We start from the raw sequence: 23440 nt of genomic DNA on the forward strand, positions 1-23440 counted from the left end.
AGAAAGAAGAGCCACACAACCCTTGATAATTATCAACTTTAATAATCAATTCTCTATTATTTGGTTGTCAGCTCCCAGAGCGGCAAGCTTTGAGTAGCGTTTGGTGGCCTGATTCTTAGCACATGGGTTACCGTGGGGGCTACCTCAGTGGCCTTGACTTCGCGGTAGATATGTTGGGGTTTCAACCCGTTGCCCATAAATACCAGCGGGGTGATAACAGCATTATTGCGTATAATCTTGACTTTTTCTTTCGGATTGTCGAGGTTCACTTTCCAACCGGGTTGCAACTCGATGATCAGATCGCCCCGTCTCAGATGGTGCGTACCTTGACGGAATTTGGCGGTTCCCTCGTTCCAGTCGCCCGTAAGCAAGCTTCTGCCCGTGGTGACGAGTTGTACGCCACTAAATTCCTGTATGAATTCGGCGGCCTTGTTCTGTAAAGTCGTCAAATCCAGCTTGGCGTCTTCTATCGCCTTGCGGTTCAAGTAGATCTGGTTGTTGTAGTATCCTTGTACCCAACTGGTATGTTGGCCGTAAATGGCCATCAAGTACATATTAAGCAGGGCCAGACAACGTTTCGGGTGGAACTCGCCACCGTTCACCATCAAGCCGTCCGGATAAGACTCCTCGCTTTTATAATAACCGGAACCGGTGAAGACTACCAATGTATTGGCCAAGCCCACTTTCTTGTCGATCGTATCCAATAGCTTCTCGATGTCTTGATCGAGTTGGTAATACGTATCTTGAATCTCCCGGGTGTATTCCTTGCTCATCGTACCCCGGTAATTGCCTGCGTAGTACGTGATAGACAACATATCCGGGCAACTGCGTGTACCAAACCCTCCGTACTCTAGGAACTGGAGGGCCAAACGATTGATCTCCTTATTGATGAACGGCGAGGTCTTCAGGTTCGGATAGCAGTTCGCAAACTTCTCGCTGAACGTATAGCGGAAAGGTAGATCGTCTAATACGTAAGGAAAGGCATCGTATTTCTCCATTGGAAGGGTAGGAGTCCATACCATGGTTTCCAAGCGTGACGCCAAGGATTCCGGGCCGTTATTATAGCGGTCTACGTACCAAGGGATTCCCTTATAATACGTCGTGGTAGCCCATTTCCCGTTGGTGTTATCCATCCAGAAAGCTCCGTTCGCCGCATGTCCGGCGGAAAGGATGGCGCTCTCGGCATCCGGGGCGATGGAATATACGTCGCTTCTTCCTTGAGAGGCGATTTTCAACTCGTCGCCGATCGTGGAACTGAATAAATTCTTGGGCGAATAATTCTCTTTCGTGTAATTACCCAGATATTCGGGATCATTTAAGATCGAGACCTCTTTCTCTTTCTCGAAATCAAACGTCTTATCTCCGGCGATACCGCTGAAGCAAGGGTTGCTTCCGGTAAAAAGAGTCGCGAACGCACTGGCTTGGTCTATGTCAGAGAACTCGAAGCGGATATTGTTATACACCAACCCTTCGTTCATCAAACGCTTGAAGCCTCGTTCGCCAAATGTATTATAAAAGTATTCTATATAGTCGCCCCTTAGCTGATCCACAGTAATACATACCACCAATTTGGGGGTACGCTGCTGCGCCTCAAGGTTTGTTACCACGAGGATAGCGATAAGTGACGTTATAATTTTTCTCATCCGATTCTCCATATCTTTCTGTAAACACCCCAACCCGAACGAACCCAAATCGAGGCTACAAGCGGAATAAAGGCACTGTTTAGATGTTGCGGAATGAAATGCCATCCCAGTAACATCAGCGTAAGCGCCGCAAAGTTAATAAAATGATAGTAATATGCAGCCTTCTTCAGCTTTTTTACGCAAAACAAAATAACAGCGATCAAATCGAGCGGCTGTAACCATACCAAAGACCAGTTCGGCCACGTGCAGGGATGGACGGATATGAAGCTAAGAAAGAAGAGGATGACACCTCCGGCTCCGGCTACCGAGAAAAGGACACAATCCACCCACAAGAAGTATTTTTTTTTGCGCCATTCGATCCAAGTAAGCCCTAAAACGATTCCGAACAGAAGCCAAGCGCAGACTAAAGGGGTGAATAAATCCCAGATATCTTTTTCCAGCTCGTCGGCTTCCCCGGCTCCGATCACGTGGGTCTCGCTCACCAATGGGCGGATTGTCCCGTCCGGGCCCGTGATGGTGGCTTTAGCGAACGCTTCTTTTAGATAAGGGGGGAGGAAGAGCATCTCGTGCTGGGTGGCCTCCCGGTCGGTGGGGCTGCCTAGCGCTAGGTCGCATCCGAATGTGAGCCACGGATGGTTTCGGGTACAATAATTAATAAGATCCCGGAAGGTCTGGGATTGATAGGGATACTGATAATCGACGCTCCCGTTGATCTCCTTTTCCAAGATCGCAGCAGGGCGGGTAGCGCAATTATCGAAGAAGAAGTTATAACGATATACCCTGTTCTCCGGCCTGTAATTAATAAGCAGGGCATCCCATATATGTTCTTTCTCTTCTTGGGTGAGGTTCAATACTTGTTCCGTGATATCGCTGCCCCGCATTTGGTACTCGATCACGTAGTCTTGGAAATCGGCTACTCCCAGTTTATAATCCGTCTCTCCTTTAGCGAATCGGTAGATAAAATTAGGTTTGGAGAAATCAAATATACCGTAATTGAATATATAATCTATATTTTGCTTGGGATCGTATATGCGTAGAGCGGCATGCCCGTACACGGTGAATACCTCTTCATCGTATGGTGCGCTGGTCATCAGACTGATACGGGCTTCCTCGCTCAGTTTGGGTTGCGCTATCGCCGATAGGGAAAGAATCCCCAGCAGGAATAGAAATATGCTTTTTGTCATTCTCTTCTTGATTATTTGACGCAAAGGTAGATTATTTTTCTTAAACAGTATAGATCGTTTAAGCATAACATATGGCTTTATGTCGAGAAAAGAGATAGCTTTGTTTTTATTATAAAGGGAAAAGGAAACTTGGTTACGTCTTTGATTATAAGAGTGTTGCAGTTTTTGCGGATTTTTTTTAAGAAACTTTAGTTTCTTCTAGGGAAAACAAAAGTTTTCCTATGAGGAAACAGAAGTTTCCCTTGCACAAAACTCTAGTTTCTAGCTAGAGAAACAGACGTTGCTTTTAGAAGGAGCATTGAGGAGATAAAACAAAATTAGGCGACCATCCTTATTTGGATAATCGCCTAATGCCTGATAGAGCGGTAGGCGAGGCTCGAACTCGTGACCCTCAGCTTGGGAAGCTGATGCTCTACCAACTGAGCTACTACCGCATTGCGAGTGCAAATGTATACAAATCTTTCTTTTTTTAGTAACTTTGGCGAGAAAATTTTATAAAAAAGAATTAAGTATGGAAAAACTAGTCTTGATAAAGGTAGGAGGGAAGATCGTTGAGGAAGAAGAAACGCTTCGTCAATTATTGAACGATTTCGCTGCTATCGAGGGATATAAGGTCTTGGTGCATGGGGGAGGACGCTCGGCTACCAAGCTTGCCGCCCAACTAGGGATCGAGAGCAAGATGGTGAACGGTCGCCGTATTACAGATGCCGAGACCTTGAAGGTCGTGACAATGGTCTATGGCGGGTTGGTGAATAAAAACATCGTAGCGGGCTTGCAGGCGTTGGGCGTAAACGCTTTAGGATTGACTGGTGCGGACATGAATTTGATGCGCTCCGACAAACGTCCCGTGGCAGAGGTGGATTATGGTTTCGTAGGCGACGTGAAAGAGGTGAATGCCGATTTGCTAGCCTCTCTTATCCATCAAGGTATCGTGCCGGTACTGGCTCCTCTTACACATGATAAGCAAGGCCATATGTTGAATACGAACGCTGATACGATAGCGGGAGAAGCCGCTAAAGCGTTGGCAAAACATTTTGAGGTGACATTGATGTTCTGTTTCGAGAAAAAAGGCGTTTTGTTGGACGAGAACGATGATGAGAGCGTGATACCGGAAATCGATCGTATAGCGTTTAAGGGATATGTAGAACAAGGAATTATCCAAGGGGGCATGATCCCGAAGCTGGAAAACGCTTACCAAGCGATAGACGCCGGGGTGAAGCAAGTGATTATTACGCAAGCCTCGGAGATTCACCAAGGAAAAGGGACGAGAGTCTTTTAAATAGATGAGGGGCTGTTTATGGCCCCTCACGTACATTATATAATAGGTCTATCAAAGACTCCGAATCTTGATATTACGGAACCAGATTAATGAATCCCCATGTTTTCCTTGTAATCCGATAAATCCTTTTGTCGGTAATTCGGCGAAAGGTTTGGGCAGCCAGCTTGGGATATCGCTTCCATCCGGGTTCTTGGTGCCGGAAGTCCATTTGCTCATATCCATTTCGGTAACTTTCTTTCCGTTGAGGATAACCATGATATGTTGTCCGGCGCATTTGATACGCATATGATTCCACTCCCCGGGTTTTTTGACAACCTTGTCTTGCACGGCGCCTAGATGTCCGTAAATGGCTCCGCATTTCTCATACGGCTTGCCGTTTCCCCATTTTTCACAATGGTCGTCCGCTATCTGTATTTCTACCGAGTTGGGTATCCAATCCTTCGTGTCCGTACAGTAAACGACTACTCCGCTGTTCGTGCCCACGTCGGTCTTAAAATCAAGATCCAGCTCGAAGTTCTCATATTCATCCTTTGTCCAGATAGACTCGTCCTTCACGGCACCTAACACGCCATCAGTCTCGCTCCAAACTTCCGGATTGTAGTTGGCGTTTTCCAGATTCTTACCGAAGAGAGGCTTCCATTTGTTGTTATCCGCCGCGAATAAGGAGAATGTACCTGCCACACACCATAAAGTAGCCATGGCTAAAAGAAAATGTTTCATGCTATTAGTTTTAAAGATTTACGTGAGGCAAATGTATTCATTTATTTTGGAAGGAACATAGTCTACGAAGAACGATTTTATTTACAAGTGAAAGCGAAATAGGTTGAAATGCTATGATTCTTAAGGAAATCTTCTTTTTTTTATCAAAGATCAAATAGTTTGTTAAAATGATATTAAAATCTTGTATAATCTTTATTGTTGTAAAATAGATTAACTGAAAAACACCTATTGCTTGATTGGTTTTGTGTTATTATGATATTGCTTATGTGTCAAAATATGCATTTAATAGGTTTAAAAATGACGTTGTGAAATATATTTGACTGTTTTAATGACACAAAATCATGGTATTATTTGTTTTTAACAGAAAATATTCTTTATATTTGCAGTGTGAAGATTAGGTGTATGTGTGATTGTATGTAAAAGTAAAGTAAATATTTTAATGTAATTTTATATATATGCATGTATAATCCTGCTGTTTTAAACTAAGTTCTTCGTAAACTATGGTAAGTTATGTGTGAAATTTGATTTAAATAATTAATTGTTAAATAAAAAAGTGTGTTTATGAGAAGGTTGACTTTTTTGTTATTATGCTTGTTTATAGGCATAGGAGTCGCAACGGCACAGACGATGAAGATAACAGGTAATGTTATATCATCGGAAGATCAGCAACCCGTGATCGGTGCGGCTGTCGTTGTGAAAGGCACTACGATTGGTACGGTTACGGACTTTGAGGGAAACTTTAGTTTAGATGTACCGAGAGACGCTAAGATGATCTTTATTTCTTATGTAGGATTGAAAACGAAGGAAGTACCTGTGGCATCCGTGATCAACGTTGTTTTGGACTCGGATTCAAAAGCGTTGGATGAGGTGGTTGTAACCGCTATGGGTTTGACTCGTGAGAAGAAAGCCTTGGGTTATGCCCTGCAAGAGGTGAAATCTGATGAGTTGACAAAAGCTGGCCAACAGAGCTTGGCGACCTCACTTTCCGGTAAGATCGCCGGTGTGCAGATTACTTCTCAAGGTGGACAGGTTGGTGCGTCGCAGAATATCGTGGTTCGCGGTAATTCCTCTTTTGGTAATAACCAACCGTTGATCGTTGTGGATGGTGTACCTATCGCTAATGATAACGCGAAAGGTGCCACTGTAAACTTGGGTTCCGGCTTGAATGATATTAATCCGGAGGATATAGAGTCTATCTCTGTGTTAAAGGGTGGATCTGCCGCTTTGTATGGTATGCGTGCCGGTAATGGCGTTATCTTGGTTACTACTAAATCCGGTAAGAAAGACAAGGGTGTATCTATCTCTTATGAGGGTGATATCACGATTGACCGGGTTTATAATTTGCCTAGATTGCAGAATAAGTACGGACAAGGCTATTACGCTTCCGAGTATGATTGGAAGGAAGCGCAAGCGGGGGGATATTCTGGCGATTATCAAACTTTTGCCTTGGAGAATGGTTACAATTATGTAGATGGTATGGGTAGTGGTATCAACGATAACGCGGATGAGTCTTGGGGACCTCGCTTGGATATCGGATTGAATTTGCCGCAATACAATAGCCCGGTGATCGATGGCGTGCGTCAGGCTACTCCTTGGGTTTCCTGCCCGGACAATATCAAGAATTTCTTCCAAACGGGTTATTCAATGAATCATACGGTGGCTTTGTCTGCCTCTACGGATAAAACGTCTACACGCGCATCTTTATCTTTCCGTGATCAAAGCGGTACGACCCCGAACACTGATCAGAAGCGCTATGCTATGGCGGTGAACACGAAAATGACGTTTAATAAGTATATTGATTTCGACTTGTCTGCGAATTATATTCGCACGAAAAGCGCGAACTTGCCGGGTACGGGATATAACAGTACGAATGCTTTGCAGTCTATCATGCAGTGGTTTGGTCGTCAAGTTGATTTGAAGGATTTGAAGAATAATTGGGATCAAGTGGATGAGTATGGAAAATATACGCATTATAACTGGATACAGTCTTTCCATGCGAATCCGTATTGGACATTGAATAAGAATACCAATAGTTATGATCGTAATCGTTTCTATGGCAAGACCTCTTTGTATATCAAACCGACCGATTGGTTAAAGTTTGAAGGTCGTATGGGCTTGGATCATTACGATTCTAATCAGTTCTCTCGTATTTTATGGAATATCGACTATCCGAATGGATATTTCCGTAGCTTCGACCGTTCGATGACTGAGTTTAACGCGGACTTTATCGCCTACGTGAACAAGAACTTCGGTGATTGGGCCTTGAATGGTTTGGCTGGAGCCAACTATCGTGATTATCAAACAGCTATCATGGGGACAGGTGCGGACGAATTGACCGCAGAGGGGTTGTTTACCGTAGCGAACGCTCATGGAACCCCGTACACCTTGAACGACCATGAGAAACGTCGTTCAAACTCTGTATACGCTAATGCCTCTATCGGCTACAAGAATATGGCTTATGCCGAGGTAAGTGTCCGTAATGACTGGGACTCTACGATCAAGGACGCTTTCTTCTATCCTTCTTTCAGTGGTAGCTGGATCTTGACCGAGACATTCCCCGGATTGCAAAATGGCGATTATTTGAATTTCTTGAAATTGCGTGGTGGTTGGGCAAAGATCGGTTCCGCAACGGACCCGTATCGTTCGAACGCTTATTATTCATTGATCAGTTCTTCGTTCAATGGTACTACATTGTTCTATAATCCGACAATCCTTCCTCCTACAAATCTTCGTCCGGAGAGCGTAAAGACTTGGGAAGTTGGTGTTGAGGCTAATTTGTTCAACAATCGTTTGCATATTGATGCCGCATATTATAATAAGGTGACGAGCGATCAGATCATGAATGCGAATGTGGCTACCTCTACCGGTTATACCTCTATGTATATCAACGCTGGAAAGATCAGCAACAAGGGTGTCGAGTTGCAGGTATCCGGTGATATCATCAAGAATCCGAAGGGATTCAACTGGACGGCTACGTTGAACTGGGCGAAGGATAAGAGCCGAATCGATGAGCTTTATACAGATCCCGTTACCGGACAGTCCTTGGACGCTTACCAAATCGGTAGTAGCTGGAGCGTGAAGAACTATGCTATGGTCGGTAAGAGCTGGGGTACTTTGGTAGGTACTGGTTACGTATATAATGAGGATGGCTCGATCTTGGTAGAGGATGGTATTCCTGTGTACGAGGCCGGAAAAGAGATCGGTGATGTTACGCCGAAGTGGTTGGCTGGTTTCAGCAATGAGTTCTCTTATAAGGATTGGAGCTTCGGTTTCTTATTGGATTTCCGTTTGGGTGGTGACATATATTCTGTTACACAAGCATTCGGTTCTCAGACGGGTATCTTGAAACACACGGCAGAAGGCGATTTGCGTGAGAATGGCGTCGTACTTGGCCAGAATTATATGACGGACAAGGTCTTCAAGACCGCAGATGGTAAGATTAATGATGTCGCTGTCAACGCGGAGGACTTCTTCTATAATTATTATACGATTTGTGAGATGTCTGTATTCGATGGTTCTTACTTGAAATTGCGTGAGGCTCACCTGACATATAATTTCCCGAAATCAATTCTAGAGAAGACTAAATGTATCAAGGCCGCTCATGTATCATTGGTTGGTACGAACTTGGCGTTGCTTTGGGTGCATAAGTCAAATATCGCTCATATTGATCCGGAGTCTACAAGTACCGGTGGTGATGATCCCGAGACTGCGGCTACAAGCAGAGGATTCAACTCTGGTGTAGGTTTTGAGTCCAACTCTTATCCTCCTTCTCGTAGTTTTGGTCTTAAGTTAGGTGTAACATTTTAATCAACATTAATCTGAGGAATTTAATATGAAAAGATATATCAAGAATTTCATGATGGCTATGATGGTCGGCGCTACTGTATTCGGTAGCTCGTGTACCGATTCGTTTGAGGAGGTCAATACAGACCCAGATAGCCCTACGGATGTGCCTACGACGAATCTTCTGGCGTATTCTTTATATTACACATCCTATCGTCTGTATGATCGGTGGTTCGCAATGGATGAGCCGATGACTTTCTGCGGATATGCTTCGAAGATGACTTATATCGACGAGTCCCGCTATAATTTCCGTACGGGTGTACAGGATACGAACTGGGAGTATTTGTATCGTATATTGAATAACCTGAAAGATATCGAGAAGCGTGCCACGTTTAATGAGACTCCTAATATGCTGAACGTATCGAAGGTTATGCAGGTTCATTTGATGCAGGTGGCCACGGATCGTTGGCGTGATGTCCCTTATACGGATGCCGCTAAGATGACGGATGGAATCTTGCAGCCGAAATACGATAAGCAAGAGGATATTTATCCGGGCTTATTGGCTACGTTGAAGGAAGCAGCGGATGGCTTTGCCGATGGTGGTAGTGATGACTTAGGCGAGGGAGACCTGTTATTCGGTGGTGATATCGAGAAGTGGCAGAGATATTGTAATTCTATGCGTCTTCGTTTAGCGATGCGTATCTCAGAGGTTTCCCCGGCGTTGGCTAAGGAGACCGTAGAGGAAGTTATGGGTAATCCCACTAAGTATCCGATCATGGAAAGCAACGATGATAATGCTTTCTTCTGGTGGATCGGAACAGACCCCAACTATTACGAACCGATGGCAGACGGTTATCGTACACGTAAGACGGAGTATTGTGCCGCAGACGTGATCGTGGATCATATGAATACACGTGAGGACCCTCGTCGCTCATCTTATTTCCAACCCACAAAAGAAAGTGTGGAGGCCGGTGAGCCTAAGTATGTAGGTTATACGATCGGGGCGAAAGCGAATGCGGTAGCTTCTAAATATTCCATTTGGGGAGCACGTTTCTTTACGGACTTGGCTGGTTTTTCTCCTTATATGCGTGTCGCTGAGCCTTGGTTCTGTGTCGCTGAGGCATCTATGTTGGGATGGAATACCGGAATCTCCGCAGAGGACGCATACAATAAGGCTGTTACCTATTCCATGGAAGAGAATAGCGTATCTGCCGAAGATATAGCGGATTACCTTGCGAACGCGGGTAAGTTCACGAATGATAAGAAACAGATTTATTATGAGGAATGGGTTGCCATGTTCAAGCAAGGAATGGAAGGTTGGTCATTGTATCGCCGTACAGGCGTGCCAGACAACTTGTATCCGGCTCCGGGCCGTCCGGCAAACTATTCTAATCATAACGTACCTCCATTCCGCTCTCCGTATCCTGATAAGGAACGTAATTTGAACAATGCGAATTGTGCTCCCTTCGATGCGGAAGTCGTGGATAATTTGTGGGGTAAACAAATGTGGTGGGATACACGTACAGGCGTTCATTAACTACTAGTTAACATAGACATACCAAGTGCCTGTATACTATAGAGGGGCTGCTCGTGATGAGTGGCCCCTTTTTTTGTCATTATGCTGTCATTTTTAAATAAACTATGTACCTTTGTCCGGCTTATTTAGAAAAAAGATGGAAAAAGAAGGAATGATGGTGGTCGATATTAAGAATATCGTTACTCGTTTGCCGGAATTGCGGTTTACGGCACCCGTGAATTGGAGAATTGATGAAGGGCAGCAATGGGCTGTGGTCGGTCCGAATGGCGCTGGTAAAACCTTGATAGCGGATATTATGCAGCGTAAATTCGCTTTTAAGGAAGGTGAGGTCGTGTTCTCCGGGGATGGTAAGGTGAGTGACTTTATCAAGAGTATAGCGTTTAAGGATATTTATTCGTTGGCGGATTGCCGGAATTCTTATTACCAACAGCGTTGGCATTCAACAGAGACGGAGGAGATGCCTATTGTCGAGGAATTGTTGAAGGAATATGCCGGCTCTGATAATTTAGCGAAGATATTGACTCTTTTCGGTATAGAGGATTTATTGCCTAAGCGGTTGATCTTCTTATCAAGTGGTGAATTACGAAAATTCTTGATTGTCCGGACGTTGCTTAGCCGTCCTCGTGTCTTGATCTTGGATAATCCTTTTATCGGCTTAGACGCTCCATCCCGGGATTTATTGGTAGAGATGCTGGGGCAAATGACAAAATTGAATGGCGTTCAAGTTGTCTTGTTATTATCTAACCCCAATGACATACCGGCAATGATCACGCATGTATTGCCTATCCATGATCGTACTTGCCTGCCTCCGCTGACTCGAGAGGAGTTTATGTCGGATACGGAATTAATCGCCCGTCTTTTTCCAACGGAAGGCATTCATGCATGCGAGGAAGTTGGTAAGGTTCGTTTACCTGTGGATATGAACAAGATAGCCTCTTTACATGAGGTGACTTTACGCATGGAGCATGTGAAAATACGCTATGGTAGCCGTACGATCTTGAAAGATTTGGATTGGGAAATCAAGAACGGGGAGAAGTGGGCGTTATTCGGTCCGAATGGCGCTGGTAAATCTACCTTGCTGAGTTTGGTTTACGCGGATAATCCCCAGTCGTATGCGAATACGTTGTATTTGTTTGATAGAAAGAGAGGTTCCGGGGAAAGTATTTGGGATATCAAGAAGCGTATCGGATATGTATCGCCGGAGATGCACTTATATTATAAGGAGAATGTCCCTACCTTGAATATTGTCGGTTCCGGCTTTTTCGATTCGATCGGCTTGTTTCGTAAGTGTAATGCGGAGCAAGAAACGGTAGCCTTGGAGTGGATGAAAGTTTTTGGCATCGAACATTTGAAAGACCGTTTATTCTTGACCTTATCATCGGGAGAACAACGTTTGGCTTTATTAGCGAGAGCTTTCGTGAAAGATCCCGATTTAATTATATTAGATGAGCCTCTCCACGGTCTGGATGTGAGCAATAAGAAAAAGGCGGCTGCTATTATCGAGCAATTCTGCGATCGCCCGGGAAAAACCTTGATTTACGTAACCCATTACCCGCATGAATTACCTGCTTGTGTAGACAAGCGGTTCGAGCTAGTGAAGCACTCGTGAGCGTACAAAGAAAAAGAGGATGTGCCGTGGTGAAGTGGCACATCCTCTAAAATCAATAAATACTTATGGATAAAGGATTAATATCCTGGGTTCTGTATCAACTGACCTCTTGATACGGTGATTTCTCCGATAGGAATTGCCATGATCGTACGGTAATCGCCCGGCTTAACCTCACCTACGAATTTATTGTTGACAGACTTGCCGTTACGCCAAGCGTCCCAAGCGGTATGTCCTTCCGTGAATAATTCTAGGCGTCTTTCCAGTAAGATATCATCCAACGTGATAGAAGCGACATCGGTATAATTCTCAATACGATTCTTGCGTAACGTATTCATATATCCGGCGGCCGCGGAGGTATCCCCTGCTTTTAGTGCGGCCTCGGCCGCTATTAGGTAAACTTCGGAAAGGCGCACGACCTTTGGATTGTTTACATAGATTTGCCCGTCACGTCCCTTATACTTTTGCGGATAGGTCCCGTCATAGCCATTATCGGTCTCTTTTGCGAATAATTCCGTACGGATATCTCCCGGATGCTTAGCCAGCTCTTCCAGGAAAGATTCAGTAGCGGCACATTCACCGTAGCCGGAGGCATGTGTAAAATAACCGATAGAGTTACGTTGCGCGTTATAATTCGGGGTAACTAAGATCTCGAATATAGCCTCGTTCGTTCCTTCCTTATCCCATGCGCCTATATATTCATCCCGTGTGTATAACTTATAAGGAGAGGAAGCGATAATCTCCTTACAGTCAGCCAGTGCCTCTTTATTCTTTTCTAAGTAAAGGTAAGCGCGTGCGCGGATCGCTAAAGCCCCCCAATAATTGATGTGTCCGGTTTGTTTATCTTTACTCAAAAGAGGCAATGCGGTCTCGATATCTTTCAATATCTGGTCGTATGTCTGCTGTAAGGTCGCCCGGGTCCCGATATAATCCGTGGGATAAACCTCTGTGGAGAGTACGATGCCCAGATCGTTCATATCTGTTGTTGATGGTAATTTAGCGAATACTCTGGCTAAATCGAAATGATACAAGGCGCGCATAGCGTATAGTTCTCCTTTCAATATGTCTACATCCGCACCTTCAAGATTCTCGGCGGCGGCTAATACATTATTAAGGCGAGCTAGACTATTGTAGAATAATTTATAGAAACTATAAACCATCTCATCGTTTTTACCTGTTTGGTAACGATACATGGGGCCGGCATGATTCACCGTGGAGATAGATTGGAAATCCCCACTTCGTAAATCGGCCAGCAATGTGAATTCCGCTCCATACGAGCCTACCTCTGTAGCCTGTTGCTCGTATACGCCATTCACGGCATTTGTCAAATCGGCTACGGAAGAGATTGCGTCTATCGTAGGTAATTGGGTAGATGATGTCTTTTCTAGGACATCATCGCAGGAGGCCGTTAATAAGGCGAACGCTAGACCTACTAAATATATCTTTTTCATATAGATTCTATTTTAATAAATTATAATGTGATGTTTACACCAAAGACAAAGCTTTTAGAGACCGGGGTATCTACCTGGCGATAACCATTCAAGGGAACATCCGGGTCGATGCCTTTTGTCTTTGCCCAGATCATGAACGGATTATTCGCACGGAAGTACACACGCAGATTACTGAATATGTTTTTCAATACCGGTACATTGTATCCCAAGGTGATTTCACGCATACGGATATTGTCAGAAGATACGATGGTACGACTGGAGAAGCGATCCGAGCGATATGGATTCTGGTAGATAGGCTTCGGGTATAAGGCGTTGTCGCCCGGGTTCATCCAATAATTACCCGCTACGCTCTTTTCTAGGTTGAATGAACCTAAACGGAATCCGTCATGATGGAAGAAGTAGTTCGGATAATCGAATATATCGCCACCAAATTGATAGGTAATCAAGAATGAAAGATCGAAATCATATAACCGGAACGTGTTTGTCAAACCTCCCGTTACGTCGGGAATGGCTTTGCCTACGATTCCTTTTTCAGCCTCATCGTACTTGTTCACTACTCCTTTGCTATGATCGTTTGGATCTTTCCAGAATTCTCCTAGTCCTGTATCCGGATTCACGCCTTTCCATTCCGGCAGATAGAAAGTATACATGGATTCTCCCTCTCGGTGCAGATACATATCGCCGTCTCCATATTCGATGTCGTTATGGTTCGGCAATTCCTTGATCGTCGCCTTCTGGAATGTAAGGTTGAAATTCGTGTCCCATGAGAAGTGCTGATTCTTGATGTTTTGGGAATTTACCTCTATCTCGATACCGCTATTGCGTAGCTTACCAAGGTTTTGCCAGTTTTTCTCAAAACCTGTGACGATAGAAGTCGGGATCTCGAATAACAGGTCGGTCGTTGTTTTGTTGTAATATTCTACTGTCAGATTTACTCGGTTGAATAAGTTCCAGTCAAAACCCACATTCATGTTTTTGGACTTCTCCCAACCTAATTCCTCATTTCCTGCTTGATTCCAATAGATGGCGGAAGAGGGGCCATAACCACCAGAGAACGCATATAACGCTTGGTTCGCGTAATATGAGCCCGGCAAGTTTCCATTTGTACCGTAAGAGAAGCGGACTTTTAGATCAGAGAACAATTCATTGTCTTTAAGGAAATTCTCGCCACTGATGCGCCATGCGCCAGATACGGACCAGAAATTCGCCCAGCGATTATCGGTTCCCAAGCGGGAAGAACCATCCCGACGGAAACTGGCAGACAGATAGTATTTATTGTCGTAATTATAGTTGCCGGTAGCCAAGTAGGATACGATTCCGGAGCCAAATACTTCGCTGGATGCGCCATCTGGTTGTCCGTTTCCTAATTCCGGTAACTTGTCGGTTGAGTATTGTTTTGCCGTAGTATAGATGGCTGTCAGTTCGTCTTCTGTTACCTCGAAACCACCTAGGATGTCAAAATTATGAACATCGTTCCATGTATTAGCGTAGCGTAACGTGGAAGAACTTGTTAAATTGCGGTTCTCGTAAGTATAGCGAGATCCCAAGCCGCCTACGGCCTTACCGTCCACGCTGTTGGGAGACCAATACTCAAAGTGTTTCGTATCGATATAGTCGTAACCAAAAATCGTCTTGAACGATAATTGCTTGGAGAATTTTACGCCTAAATCAATGTTAGACATACTACGCATTACACGGGATTTAATCCATTGTTCCTTGCCCAACATTAGATGCGGATTGGAAGCGGCACCCCAGTTTGAGTCGGCGTTGTATGTACCGTCCGGATTCTTTACGGGAGCCGTCGGGTCTGAGGAGTACACCAAGCTCAGTGGAGAAGCAGTACCGATACCTTGATCTTGATTTTGCTGATCACGGAAACCATTTTGGGTAGTGAATGCGATCATTTGCTTAACACCGATAGTCAACCAATTATTTACTTGATGATCTAAATTGATACGACCGGAGAAACGTTCGAAATCGCTACCGATTACGATACCTTCCGCATTATTATAACCAAGACCTACATAGAATTGTGTACGGTCGTTACCTCCGTTTACGGATAATTGATGGTTATGCGTCAAGGCTGTACGGTAAACCTCATCACGCCAATTGGTATCCGTGTTACCCGATGGGTCGTTGAAGAATGCTTCCATGTCGCCTTCCTTGTCAATCAAGGCGTATGCTTGATCACGGTTGCCAGCGAGTCCGTTTAGGATATAATAATTGGAAATCGCTTCTTTTCCGTACAGGAGCAATTCGGAGGCATTCATTGTCTCGTACTGTTTTACAGCCATATTGCTCCAGCCGACCTCGCCATTGTAACTTACTTTCGTCTTGCCTCTTTTTCCGGCTTTGGTCGTAATGATGATAACGCCATTCGCTGCACGAGAGCCGTACAAGGAAGCTGCTGCGGCATCTTTCAACACCGTCATGCTCTCAATATCATCAGGGTTCAAGGAGCTTAGCAAACTGGACTGTTTCCCGTAGTATGCCATATCCGAGTCTGATTTTACAGGCACGCCATCCACGACATATAGAGGAGACTTGGCTGCGCTGATAGAGCCGACACCACGGATATTGATATCACCGGGAGCTCCTGGATCACCAGTGTTGGAGGTTACGCGAACACCGGACATCTTTCCAGAAAGAGCCTTATCCAAGGACTCTTTGGAGCCAGCTACGATATCTTCTGCGTTTACCGCTTTAGCGGATCCCGTGAAAGATGATTTTTTCGCCGTACCATAAGCGACAACCATAACTTCATCCAGCTCTGTCGCCGCCGTATTCAAAACAACTTTCATTACATCTTGGATTGGAGCTTCTTTCGCAACCATTCCGACGTATGAAAATACCAGAGTCTTCGCGGAACTTGGTACATCCAAACTGAACACACCATCAAAATCCGTTACTGTACCTGTAGTAGTACCCTTGACTATTACAGACGCACCAATAATCGGTTCACTGTCTTCGGCGGAAATAACAGTACCTGTTACTTTCCTCGTCTGAGCTGTGGCCAATCCAATGCCTAAAACTAGGCAAAGTAAAAGATAAGTCAACTTGTTCATAGACACACTCTTTTTTTGTTTAACTTATATAATATATTCGCAATAGATATTCAAAGACTTATATTTTAAGGGTCGTATGAATGCAAATGTAACAATAAATTTATTATAACAAATAAATAATTAAAAAATTTCAATAAAACAACAAGAAAAGGCTAATGGGTAGAAAATATGGAGACTTTTTCAACCACAATTTAAATGCCGTAATATGTACACCAAATATTACAGCTTAGATCATCAACAAAGAACCATGTTTTTAACATTTTGAAAAATAGGAATATATATTAGGTATGCATTAAAAAATAACTTAGGACGGCTCCGATATAAGTCATAAGTTCTACAACACCCAAAGACCTAGGAAAGGCTTTTCAAGTGATTAGTTATTCACTTCCCAAGCCGTTAGTTAGCGGCTAGGTATAGCCGTTAGTTATTCACTTGACAAGCCGATAGTTATTCACTTGAGTAGCCGATAGTCGTTTTTTTTTTTTCACTTGAGTAGCCGATAGTCGTTATTATTATTCGCTTATTTTCAATTATTTACGCATAAGTAGCCAATGCCTTCTCGCAATCCGATCCGCAAAGAAATGATCGCATGAAAATTGTAACAAGTTATTTCTTGAGCGTTACTGAATAATCACAAGCAATGACAAGGTTCCGCGAAAACTAAGTAATAATAAAAAATAACCTATTATTCATAGGTTCCGCGAAGACTCTGGTAATTTCTTATGTGGGTATGATTGCTCGTGAGGTTCCGGTACAAGATGTGTTGAGGGTAGTCCTTCAGTCTGGTACCCAGAATCTTGAGGAGGTTGTCGTAACTGCGATTGGTATGAAAAAGCAGGAAAAGGCGTTGGGCTATGCAGCCTCTACTGTGAAGAGTGAAGATTTGAATGCCGCTAAGTCTGGATCAGTGATGTCAGGTTTGACTGGTAAGGTTGCGGGTTTGAATATTACTAGCGGTGGTGCTACAGGCTCTTCTCAGAAAGTAATCGTGCGTGGTATCAGTTCTTTCAGTGCTAATCAACCTTTGTATGTGGTGGATGGTGTGCCTATTATGAATGATTTCCAAGGTGAGGATTCTTTCTCTAACTCCGTGGATTTTGGTAACCAAGCTAATGACATTAACCCAGAGGATGTTGAGTCTGTAACAGTCTTGAAGGGTGCTTCCGCTACTGCCCTTTATGGTAGCCGGGCTGCTAATGGTGTTATCATGGTGACAACAAAACGGGCTGGGGCTGAGAGGCTTTCTGTTACGTACGATGGCTCATTTATGGGATCTAGCGTATTGCGTGTTCCTCAAACACAAGATCGTTTCGGACAAGGATGGGGATCTTTCGGACCTATGGAGAATGGTTCTTGGGGACCGGTTTTGGATGGTCGTGATCATATCTGGGGACCTTACTCAGACGGCTCAGAAGGTTTATTAACTCCGCTTTCTAAGCCTTTCTCGTATGTAAAGAACAATCTTCGTGATTTTTATGAAACTGGTTTTGAGACGAATAATAACGTCTCGATTCGTATGGGTAATGATAAACTTGGTTTTGTTGCCTCCTATGGTAATGTGAAGTCTGACGGTGTATTACCGGGTGACGCTGATTCATATGCTCGTAATACAATCTCGTTAAGAGGTAATATGAAATATAAACGTTTTTCTGCGGAATTAAACTTGAACTATGTCCGTAAAGATATCACACAAGCTGCTGCTGGCCAAGGAGATGATGGTGCAACGATGTTTTCTGAGATTTTGCAACATGCCGTGGATGTAGATATTAGCTCAATGAAAGATTATACGAATCCTTATTTTAATACGGATAACTTCTATACAGCTTATGCGGAGAATCCATATTGGGTGTTAGATCATAATCGTAATAAGTATCAAGATGACCGTGTCTATGGTAAGATCGAGCTTGCTTTTGAGATTATGAAAGGTTTGAAGGCGGTTGGACGTTTAGGTGGTGACTTTACGAACGCTACTCAAAAGAGATGGAATGAAAAAGTGACTTTCGCTTCAGGGTCTTGGAGTGAATTAGGTGGTAAGAAGCAGCAGCCCGGTACTTATACGGAACGTCGTGACAAGGTGGAGCAAATTGATGCGACCGCTTTCTTAAACGCGGATTATAAAATCGGTGAGGATATCGCTTTGAATGGTATGATTGGATGGAACTTGAATCAACAAACGAGTTCTTATTTGAAATCTTATCTGTATGGTTTGGAGCAACCGGGATGGTTTAACTTAGCGAATGGTGTTGATAAGCCCATGACTACGACTTACTCTGATAGACGCCGTTTGGTTGGTTTGTTCGCTCAAGGTGAGTTTGGTTACAAGAATTTCTGGTTTGTGAATGCTTCTATTCGTAACGACTGGTCATCTACTTTACCTCAAGGAAATAATAGCTTTTTCTATGGTGGCGTGAATACTTCATTGATCATCACGGATATGTTTGAGGATTTGAAATCTGATTATCTGAATTTCTTGAAGGTTCGTGCAGCTTGGGGACAGACTGGTAACGATGCTCCGATTTACCGTACTAGCAGTTATTTTACACCGACTCAAATCAGTTTAGGTTTTGGAGATTTATATTTACCTATTAATAATACATTAGGCTTGACAGAGTATAATCGTTTGCCGAGTATGGATCTTCGTCCGGAGATCACGACAGAATGGGAGTTCGGTTTAACAACGCATCTGTTTAACAATCGCTTGGATATTGATGCTGCTTATTATAATAAGAGTACGAAAGATCAGATAATATCTGCTAGTCTGGCTCCGGAGTCTCGCTATACGTCTATGACCCGCAACGTAGGTAAGATTGCGAATCAAGGTGTCGAGTTGGCAGTGAATGGCATTCCTGTTCGTACGAAAGATTTCGAGTGGGGATTAGGTTTTACTTTCAGTAAGAACTGGAGTGAGGTGAAAGAGTTATGGGATGATGTAACTGAGTATAAATTGACAAGTTCCTATCAAGTGGATTTCGTTGCGGAAGTAGGTCAGCCTTTGGGCGTTTTCAAGGTTCCGGCTTTGGCCACGACTGATGATGGTAAGGTGATCGTTGATAATAACGGTATGCCGACAATTGATGCTAGCAAGAAAGAGATCGTAGGAACGTCTACACCTAATTTCTTGATGGGCTTTAATACGCATTTCACATGGAAAGGGATTACTTTATCAGCGGTATTAGATTGGCGTAATGGCGGTGAGTTCTATTCATATACCTCTCAATTGCTTACATTTGCCGGAAACTCTACTTATACGGTGTTTAATAATCGTGAACCATTTGTGGTTCCTAATTCCGTGAAAGTCGTAAATGGTCAATACGTAGAGAATGATATACCTATCGTACATTGGGGAGGTGCTTCTAGCGCTGTTAATACCTACTATAATAACGCCTCCAACTACGCTCAGTATAGAAATTGGATTTTACCTAAAGATTACTTGAAATTAAGAGAGATTACACTTTCTTACTCTTTACCGAAAGCATGGTTGAAACAAACCCCATTCTCTATGGTTCAAGTTAGTTTGATCGGACGTAATTTATTTATGTGGACCCCGAAAAAGAACAACTACGTAGATCCGGAAGGTACGAATTATGGTAATGACATCTTGTCTGAAATTGGTGAATTTGGTGCGGCTCCGACAAACCGTACGTTTGGTGGTGGTATTAAAGTTGTATTATAATAAGTAACTTTAAAAAGTAAAGATAGTATGAAAAGAAACAATTTAATATATACAGGACTGGTTAGCTGCTTGTTGATGGCTACTACAGCTTGTTCCGATTATTTGGATATTAACCAGAATCCGGAATATCCAACGGAAGCCTCTTCTTCTACTTTGCTTCCTTCTGGTATCGCAGGAGTAGCAAGTATTGTAGGTGGTACTTACGAATTATATGGTAGCATGTGGTCTCAGCAATGTACGCAGGGACATACATCCAACCAGTATAATACATTGGTTAACTATACGATAACTAACGCATCCGATTCTCGTTTGTGGTCTATACCTTATTCAATAGCACTGCCAGACTTGGATTTGGTTATCAAAAGCTCTGAATCGGCTCAAGAATGGAATTATTGGGTAATGGGTAAGACTATGACTGCCTTTATGTATCATATCCTAGTGGACTCTTATGGCTCTATTCCTTTTACAGAAGCTATTCTTGGGAATGAGAATACTACACCGAAATATGATGACAGTAAGACTGTGGTTTATCCGGGATTATTAGCGATGTTGGACGAGATTATCGCTAAAAAAGCGGAAGCTACCGCAGGTGGTTTGCCTTCGGTTACAAAACAAGACTTGGTGTTCGCTGGTGACGTGAATAAGTGGATTCAATTTGCGAAGAGTTTAAAGCTAAAATTGTTGATGCGTGATTTCGATACGAATAAAGCTGCTATCAAGGCATTGCTCGACGAAGGAGATTTGCTGAGTGTAGACGCTAAGATGGACTGTTTTCAAGATTTGGAAAATAAATCAAATCCATTGTATGAGAATGACCGTCGTAAATTGAATTCAACTGTAAATATTCGTGCGTGCGCTACGGTTTGCGATTATTTGAAAAAATATGAGGATCCTCGTTTAAATGATTTTTATTCACCTAATACGGATGGCTCCGGCGAGACAACAGCTTTGAAGTATGGTGACCGCCCAAACTCGGTAGCGGTAACAACTCGTATGATCTCTGTGGCTAAGCTAGGTCCTACAGATCCTGTTTATTTTATGTCTGCTGCTGAGGTAGCGTTCCTGCAAGCGGAAGCTTACGCTCGTTTGAATGATGTGGCTAAAGCGAAAGTGGCTTATGAGCAAGGTGTGAATTATGCGTTTGAACGTTGGGGGTATTCTGCTGCCGAGTTTGTTTCGGAAGGTGCTCCTTATGCTTTCGATAGTACGGACCAAAATTCAATGCTTACCTCTATTTTGACCCAGAAGTGGATCGCTTCCACTCGTTGTCAAGCATGGGACGCATGGTTTGATATCAATCGTACCGGTATTCCTGTTTTAGGGACAAAGCATGTGGATGAGGAAGGATATATTTGGGGGCAGTTGACTCCTTGCATTGGTTCTGCGTTGGCTCCGGGTGAATATCCTCGTCGTTTATTGTATCCGAAGTCATCTTCAGACTATAACCCTAATACTCCGGCGGTAGTTCCGTTAGCGGAAAAACAATGGTGGCATAAATAAATGGGTGTTATAAATGTATATTAATCAGAAAAGCTTTTTGAATATGAAACAGATAAATAAATTACTGGTTATCTTATTGGCGTTGCTCACCTTTTCTTCTTGTGAGACTTATGGTGATTACGAGATAGAATACACGGCTATTTACCCTTTATGTGGCGAATGGGTAGTTAATGTTACAGGTGAGGATGGTGGTGTCTTGGCGGAAGGTGTGACCTGCAATACTTACAATACGACTGATGATGCCACGGATAAGATGTGGATAAAAATGAGTGTTGCCACAAACGACTGGGGAGTACGTGGCAAGATTCATTGCGATGTCGCTTCTAAATCTTTTGATGGGGATGGTATCGCTAATCTGCTCCATGCGGATGATGGTATAAATTCTACTGTAACCTTCAATATCTCTGGTAAAGTAATTGTGGATGGTTATACTACTCAAGCCAATACAAAAGTGGATGCCATTGAATTTACCTTGACTCAAAATGGAAAGTCGATGACGGTTAAGGGATTCCGTAAAACAGGTTGGGAAGGTGAAGATTATTGATATGATTTAATATCTCGAAAAGTAGGAGAGGCCTGCCATGTATTTGGTAGGCCCTTTTTATTTACTTGGATATATGGTTTTTTATTAGTAGGTAATCCGTGATAACAAACTTTTAGTTTGTAGATTGTGCTACAAAGAACTTATTATTGTTCCTTCGTGTTTACAATCAGATAATATATAAATGTATCATGGAAAAAGTAATTTACAACTTAGTGTTTAATCGAAAAAAGCAATTGAATGCGGAAGGAAAAGCTTTGATTCAAGTAGAGGCCTATTTGAATAGGCAAAAGAGGTATTTTTCAACGAAGGTTTATGTGAAACCTTGTCAATGGGACAACAAGAGACGTTCCATAAAGAATCATCCGAATATGGATGCGTTAAACCTGTATCTTCAGAACTATGTTATGGAGTTGGAGAGAGATGAGCTGGAGAAGAGACAAGCGAATAACGGTTTTTCGTTGAAGGATCTGCGTGAGGAGGCTTCTTCGACATCTACGTCTTCCTCTTTTCTTGTTTTCATGCGTGAGGAGATTTTACATAGTAATTTGAAAGAATCGACATTAAAAAACCATTTGTCCACTTTGCATGTTCTATCCTTATATAAAAAGGACGTTCTGTTTAAGGATATTAATTTCAATTTCTTATGCGATTTTGAATATTTCTTATTGAAGCAGGAGTATCATCGAAATACGATCGCTAAACATATGAAGCATTTGAAACGATATATCAACTTGGCGATTAATAAGGAGTTGTTCGAGTTGCACAAATATCCATTTCGGAAATATAAGATTAAATATCAAGAGAGTAAGCGTACTCATTTAACGCCTGAGGAGTTAGGTCGTTTGGAAAACTTAAAGCTGGATGGGCAGCGTACATTGCGCCGGTGTCTGGATATGTTTTTATTTAGTTGCTACACGGGATTACGTTTCTCAGACATAGTAAGTATAACGAAAGAGAACTTTTTGATTATTGATGATAAGGTTTGGCTGGTTTATTCATCGGTGAAGACAGATGTGAGTGTCCGTTTGCCGCTATTCCTCTTGTTCGAGGGTAAATCTTTACCTATCTATGAGCGATATAAGAATGCGCCGAGAACCCTGTTTGGTGTTCCCTTATCCTCTAATTCAAACGTGAATAAGCAATTACGCCGAATCAGCCAATTGGCAAGTATTGATAAGAAGGTATCTTTTCATACGGCTCGGCATACAAATGCTACCTTATTATTATATAATGGAGCGAATATAACTACGGTACAAAAGTTGTTAGGGCATAAAAGTGTTCGTACTACCGAAATCTATAGCAATATCATGGATATGACGATTGTCCGCGATCTTGAGAAGATTGAGACACGATTGAAGTTCGGCTAGAATGTGGATTTATAAGAAAGGAGAAAAATATCATTAAGATATTCTTCCCCTTTTTTGAATGTTGTCACTCGTTATGCTTTTATATATT

The 23440-nt window shown here is 43.0% G+C and carries 13 protein-coding genes and 1 tRNA gene; 8 read left to right on the plus strand and 6 right to left on the minus strand.

Annotation, left to right across the window (positions count from 1 at the left end; translation table 11 throughout):
• Window positions 1–56 precede the first annotated feature (56 nt).
• The 3 genes from QVP94_RS17740 to QVP94_RS17750 all read right to left on the minus strand — a co-directional run bounded on the left by QVP94_RS17740 (window position 57) and on the right by QVP94_RS17750 (window position 3261).
• Complete coding sequence (locus QVP94_RS17740) at window positions 57–1643, minus strand: alkaline phosphatase family protein (RefSeq protein ID WP_022193138.1); 1587 nt, start codon at window positions 1641–1643, stop codon at window positions 57–59.
• Window positions 1640–2827 (minus strand): lipoprotein N-acyltransferase Lnb domain-containing protein, encoded by a 1188-nt coding sequence (locus tag QVP94_RS17745; RefSeq protein WP_288213310.1) that lies wholly within the window; start codon window positions 2825–2827, stop codon window positions 1640–1642. Before QVP94_RS17745 ends, QVP94_RS17740 begins: the two co-directional genes overlap by 4 nt.
• A 361-nt stretch (window positions 2828–3188) precedes the next feature.
• Window positions 3189–3261: transfer RNA gene (locus tag QVP94_RS17750), tRNA-Gly, on the minus strand.
• Window positions 3262–3338: 77 nt separating this feature from the next.
• On the opposite strand from QVP94_RS17750, the gene argB reads away from it, so the two are divergent.
• A complete protein-coding gene (gene argB, locus QVP94_RS17755; protein WP_005855613.1) occupies window positions 3339–4106 on the plus strand; it encodes an acetylglutamate kinase in 768 nt (255 codons plus the stop codon).
• 51 nt (window positions 4107–4157) lie between these two features.
• Here the strand turns inward: argB and QVP94_RS17760 are convergent, their stop codons facing one another.
• The gene (locus QVP94_RS17760) at window positions 4158–4826 is read right to left on the minus strand and encodes a 3-keto-disaccharide hydrolase (protein ID WP_008771694.1); all 669 of its coding nucleotides are present in this window, start codon (window positions 4824–4826) and stop codon (window positions 4158–4160) included.
• 561 nt (window positions 4827–5387) lie between these two features.
• Between QVP94_RS17760 and QVP94_RS17765 the strand changes: the two genes are divergently transcribed.
• From QVP94_RS17765 to QVP94_RS17775, 3 genes are all read left to right on the plus strand, one after another.
• Window positions 5388–8633: a SusC/RagA family TonB-linked outer membrane protein gene (locus QVP94_RS17765; RefSeq protein WP_005855618.1), complete on the plus strand. Its 3246-nt coding sequence runs from the start codon at window positions 5388–5390 to the stop codon at window positions 8631–8633.
• A gap of 25 nt (window positions 8634–8658) precedes the next feature.
• Window positions 8659–10146 (plus strand): SusD/RagB family nutrient-binding outer membrane lipoprotein, encoded by a 1488-nt coding sequence (locus tag QVP94_RS17770; RefSeq protein ID WP_005855620.1) that lies wholly within the window; start codon window positions 8659–8661, stop codon window positions 10144–10146.
• A 136-nt stretch (window positions 10147–10282) separates the two neighbouring features.
• Window positions 10283–11755, plus strand: a complete 1473-nt coding sequence (locus QVP94_RS17775) for an ATP-binding cassette domain-containing protein (RefSeq protein ID WP_036628661.1) — start codon at window positions 10283–10285, stop codon at window positions 11753–11755.
• Between the two features lie 77 nt (window positions 11756–11832).
• Here the strand turns inward: QVP94_RS17775 and QVP94_RS17780 are convergent, their stop codons facing one another.
• Window positions 11833–13203, minus strand: a complete 1371-nt coding sequence (locus QVP94_RS17780; RefSeq protein WP_005855624.1) for a RagB/SusD family nutrient uptake outer membrane protein — start codon at window positions 13201–13203, stop codon at window positions 11833–11835.
• A 20-nt stretch (window positions 13204–13223) separates the two neighbouring features.
• Window positions 13224–16268 carry a SusC/RagA family TonB-linked outer membrane protein gene (locus tag QVP94_RS17785; protein ID WP_008780936.1) on the minus strand — a complete coding sequence of 1015 codons (3045 nt, stop codon included), beginning with the start codon at window positions 16266–16268 and terminating at the stop codon, window positions 13224–13226.
• A 709-nt stretch (window positions 16269–16977) separates the two neighbouring features.
• Between QVP94_RS17785 and QVP94_RS17790 the strand changes: the two genes are divergently transcribed.
• The 4 genes from QVP94_RS17790 (at window position 16978) to QVP94_RS17805 (ending at window position 23352) form a co-directional block, all read left to right on the plus strand.
• Window positions 16978–19941, plus strand: a complete 2964-nt coding sequence (locus QVP94_RS17790) for a SusC/RagA family TonB-linked outer membrane protein (RefSeq protein WP_080707121.1) — start codon at window positions 16978–16980, stop codon at window positions 19939–19941.
• Between the two features lie 27 nt (window positions 19942–19968).
• A complete protein-coding gene (locus QVP94_RS17795; RefSeq protein ID WP_005855630.1) occupies window positions 19969–21441 on the plus strand; it encodes a SusD/RagB family nutrient-binding outer membrane lipoprotein in 1473 nt (490 codons plus the stop codon).
• A gap of 43 nt (window positions 21442–21484) precedes the next feature.
• On the plus strand, window positions 21485–21985 hold the full coding sequence (locus QVP94_RS17800; RefSeq protein ID WP_036628884.1) for a lipid-binding protein: 501 nt from the start codon (window positions 21485–21487) through the stop codon (window positions 21983–21985).
• Window positions 21986–22173: 188 nt separating this feature from the next.
• A complete protein-coding gene (locus tag QVP94_RS17805) occupies window positions 22174–23352 on the plus strand; it encodes a site-specific integrase (protein ID WP_005855634.1) in 1179 nt (392 codons plus the stop codon).
• Window positions 23353–23440: the final 88 nt, after the last annotated feature.

It is taken from the genome of Parabacteroides sp. CAG:2, from assembly GCF_000436315.1.
Lineage (GTDB): Bacteria > Bacteroidota > Bacteroidia > Bacteroidales > Tannerellaceae > Parabacteroides > Parabacteroides distasonis.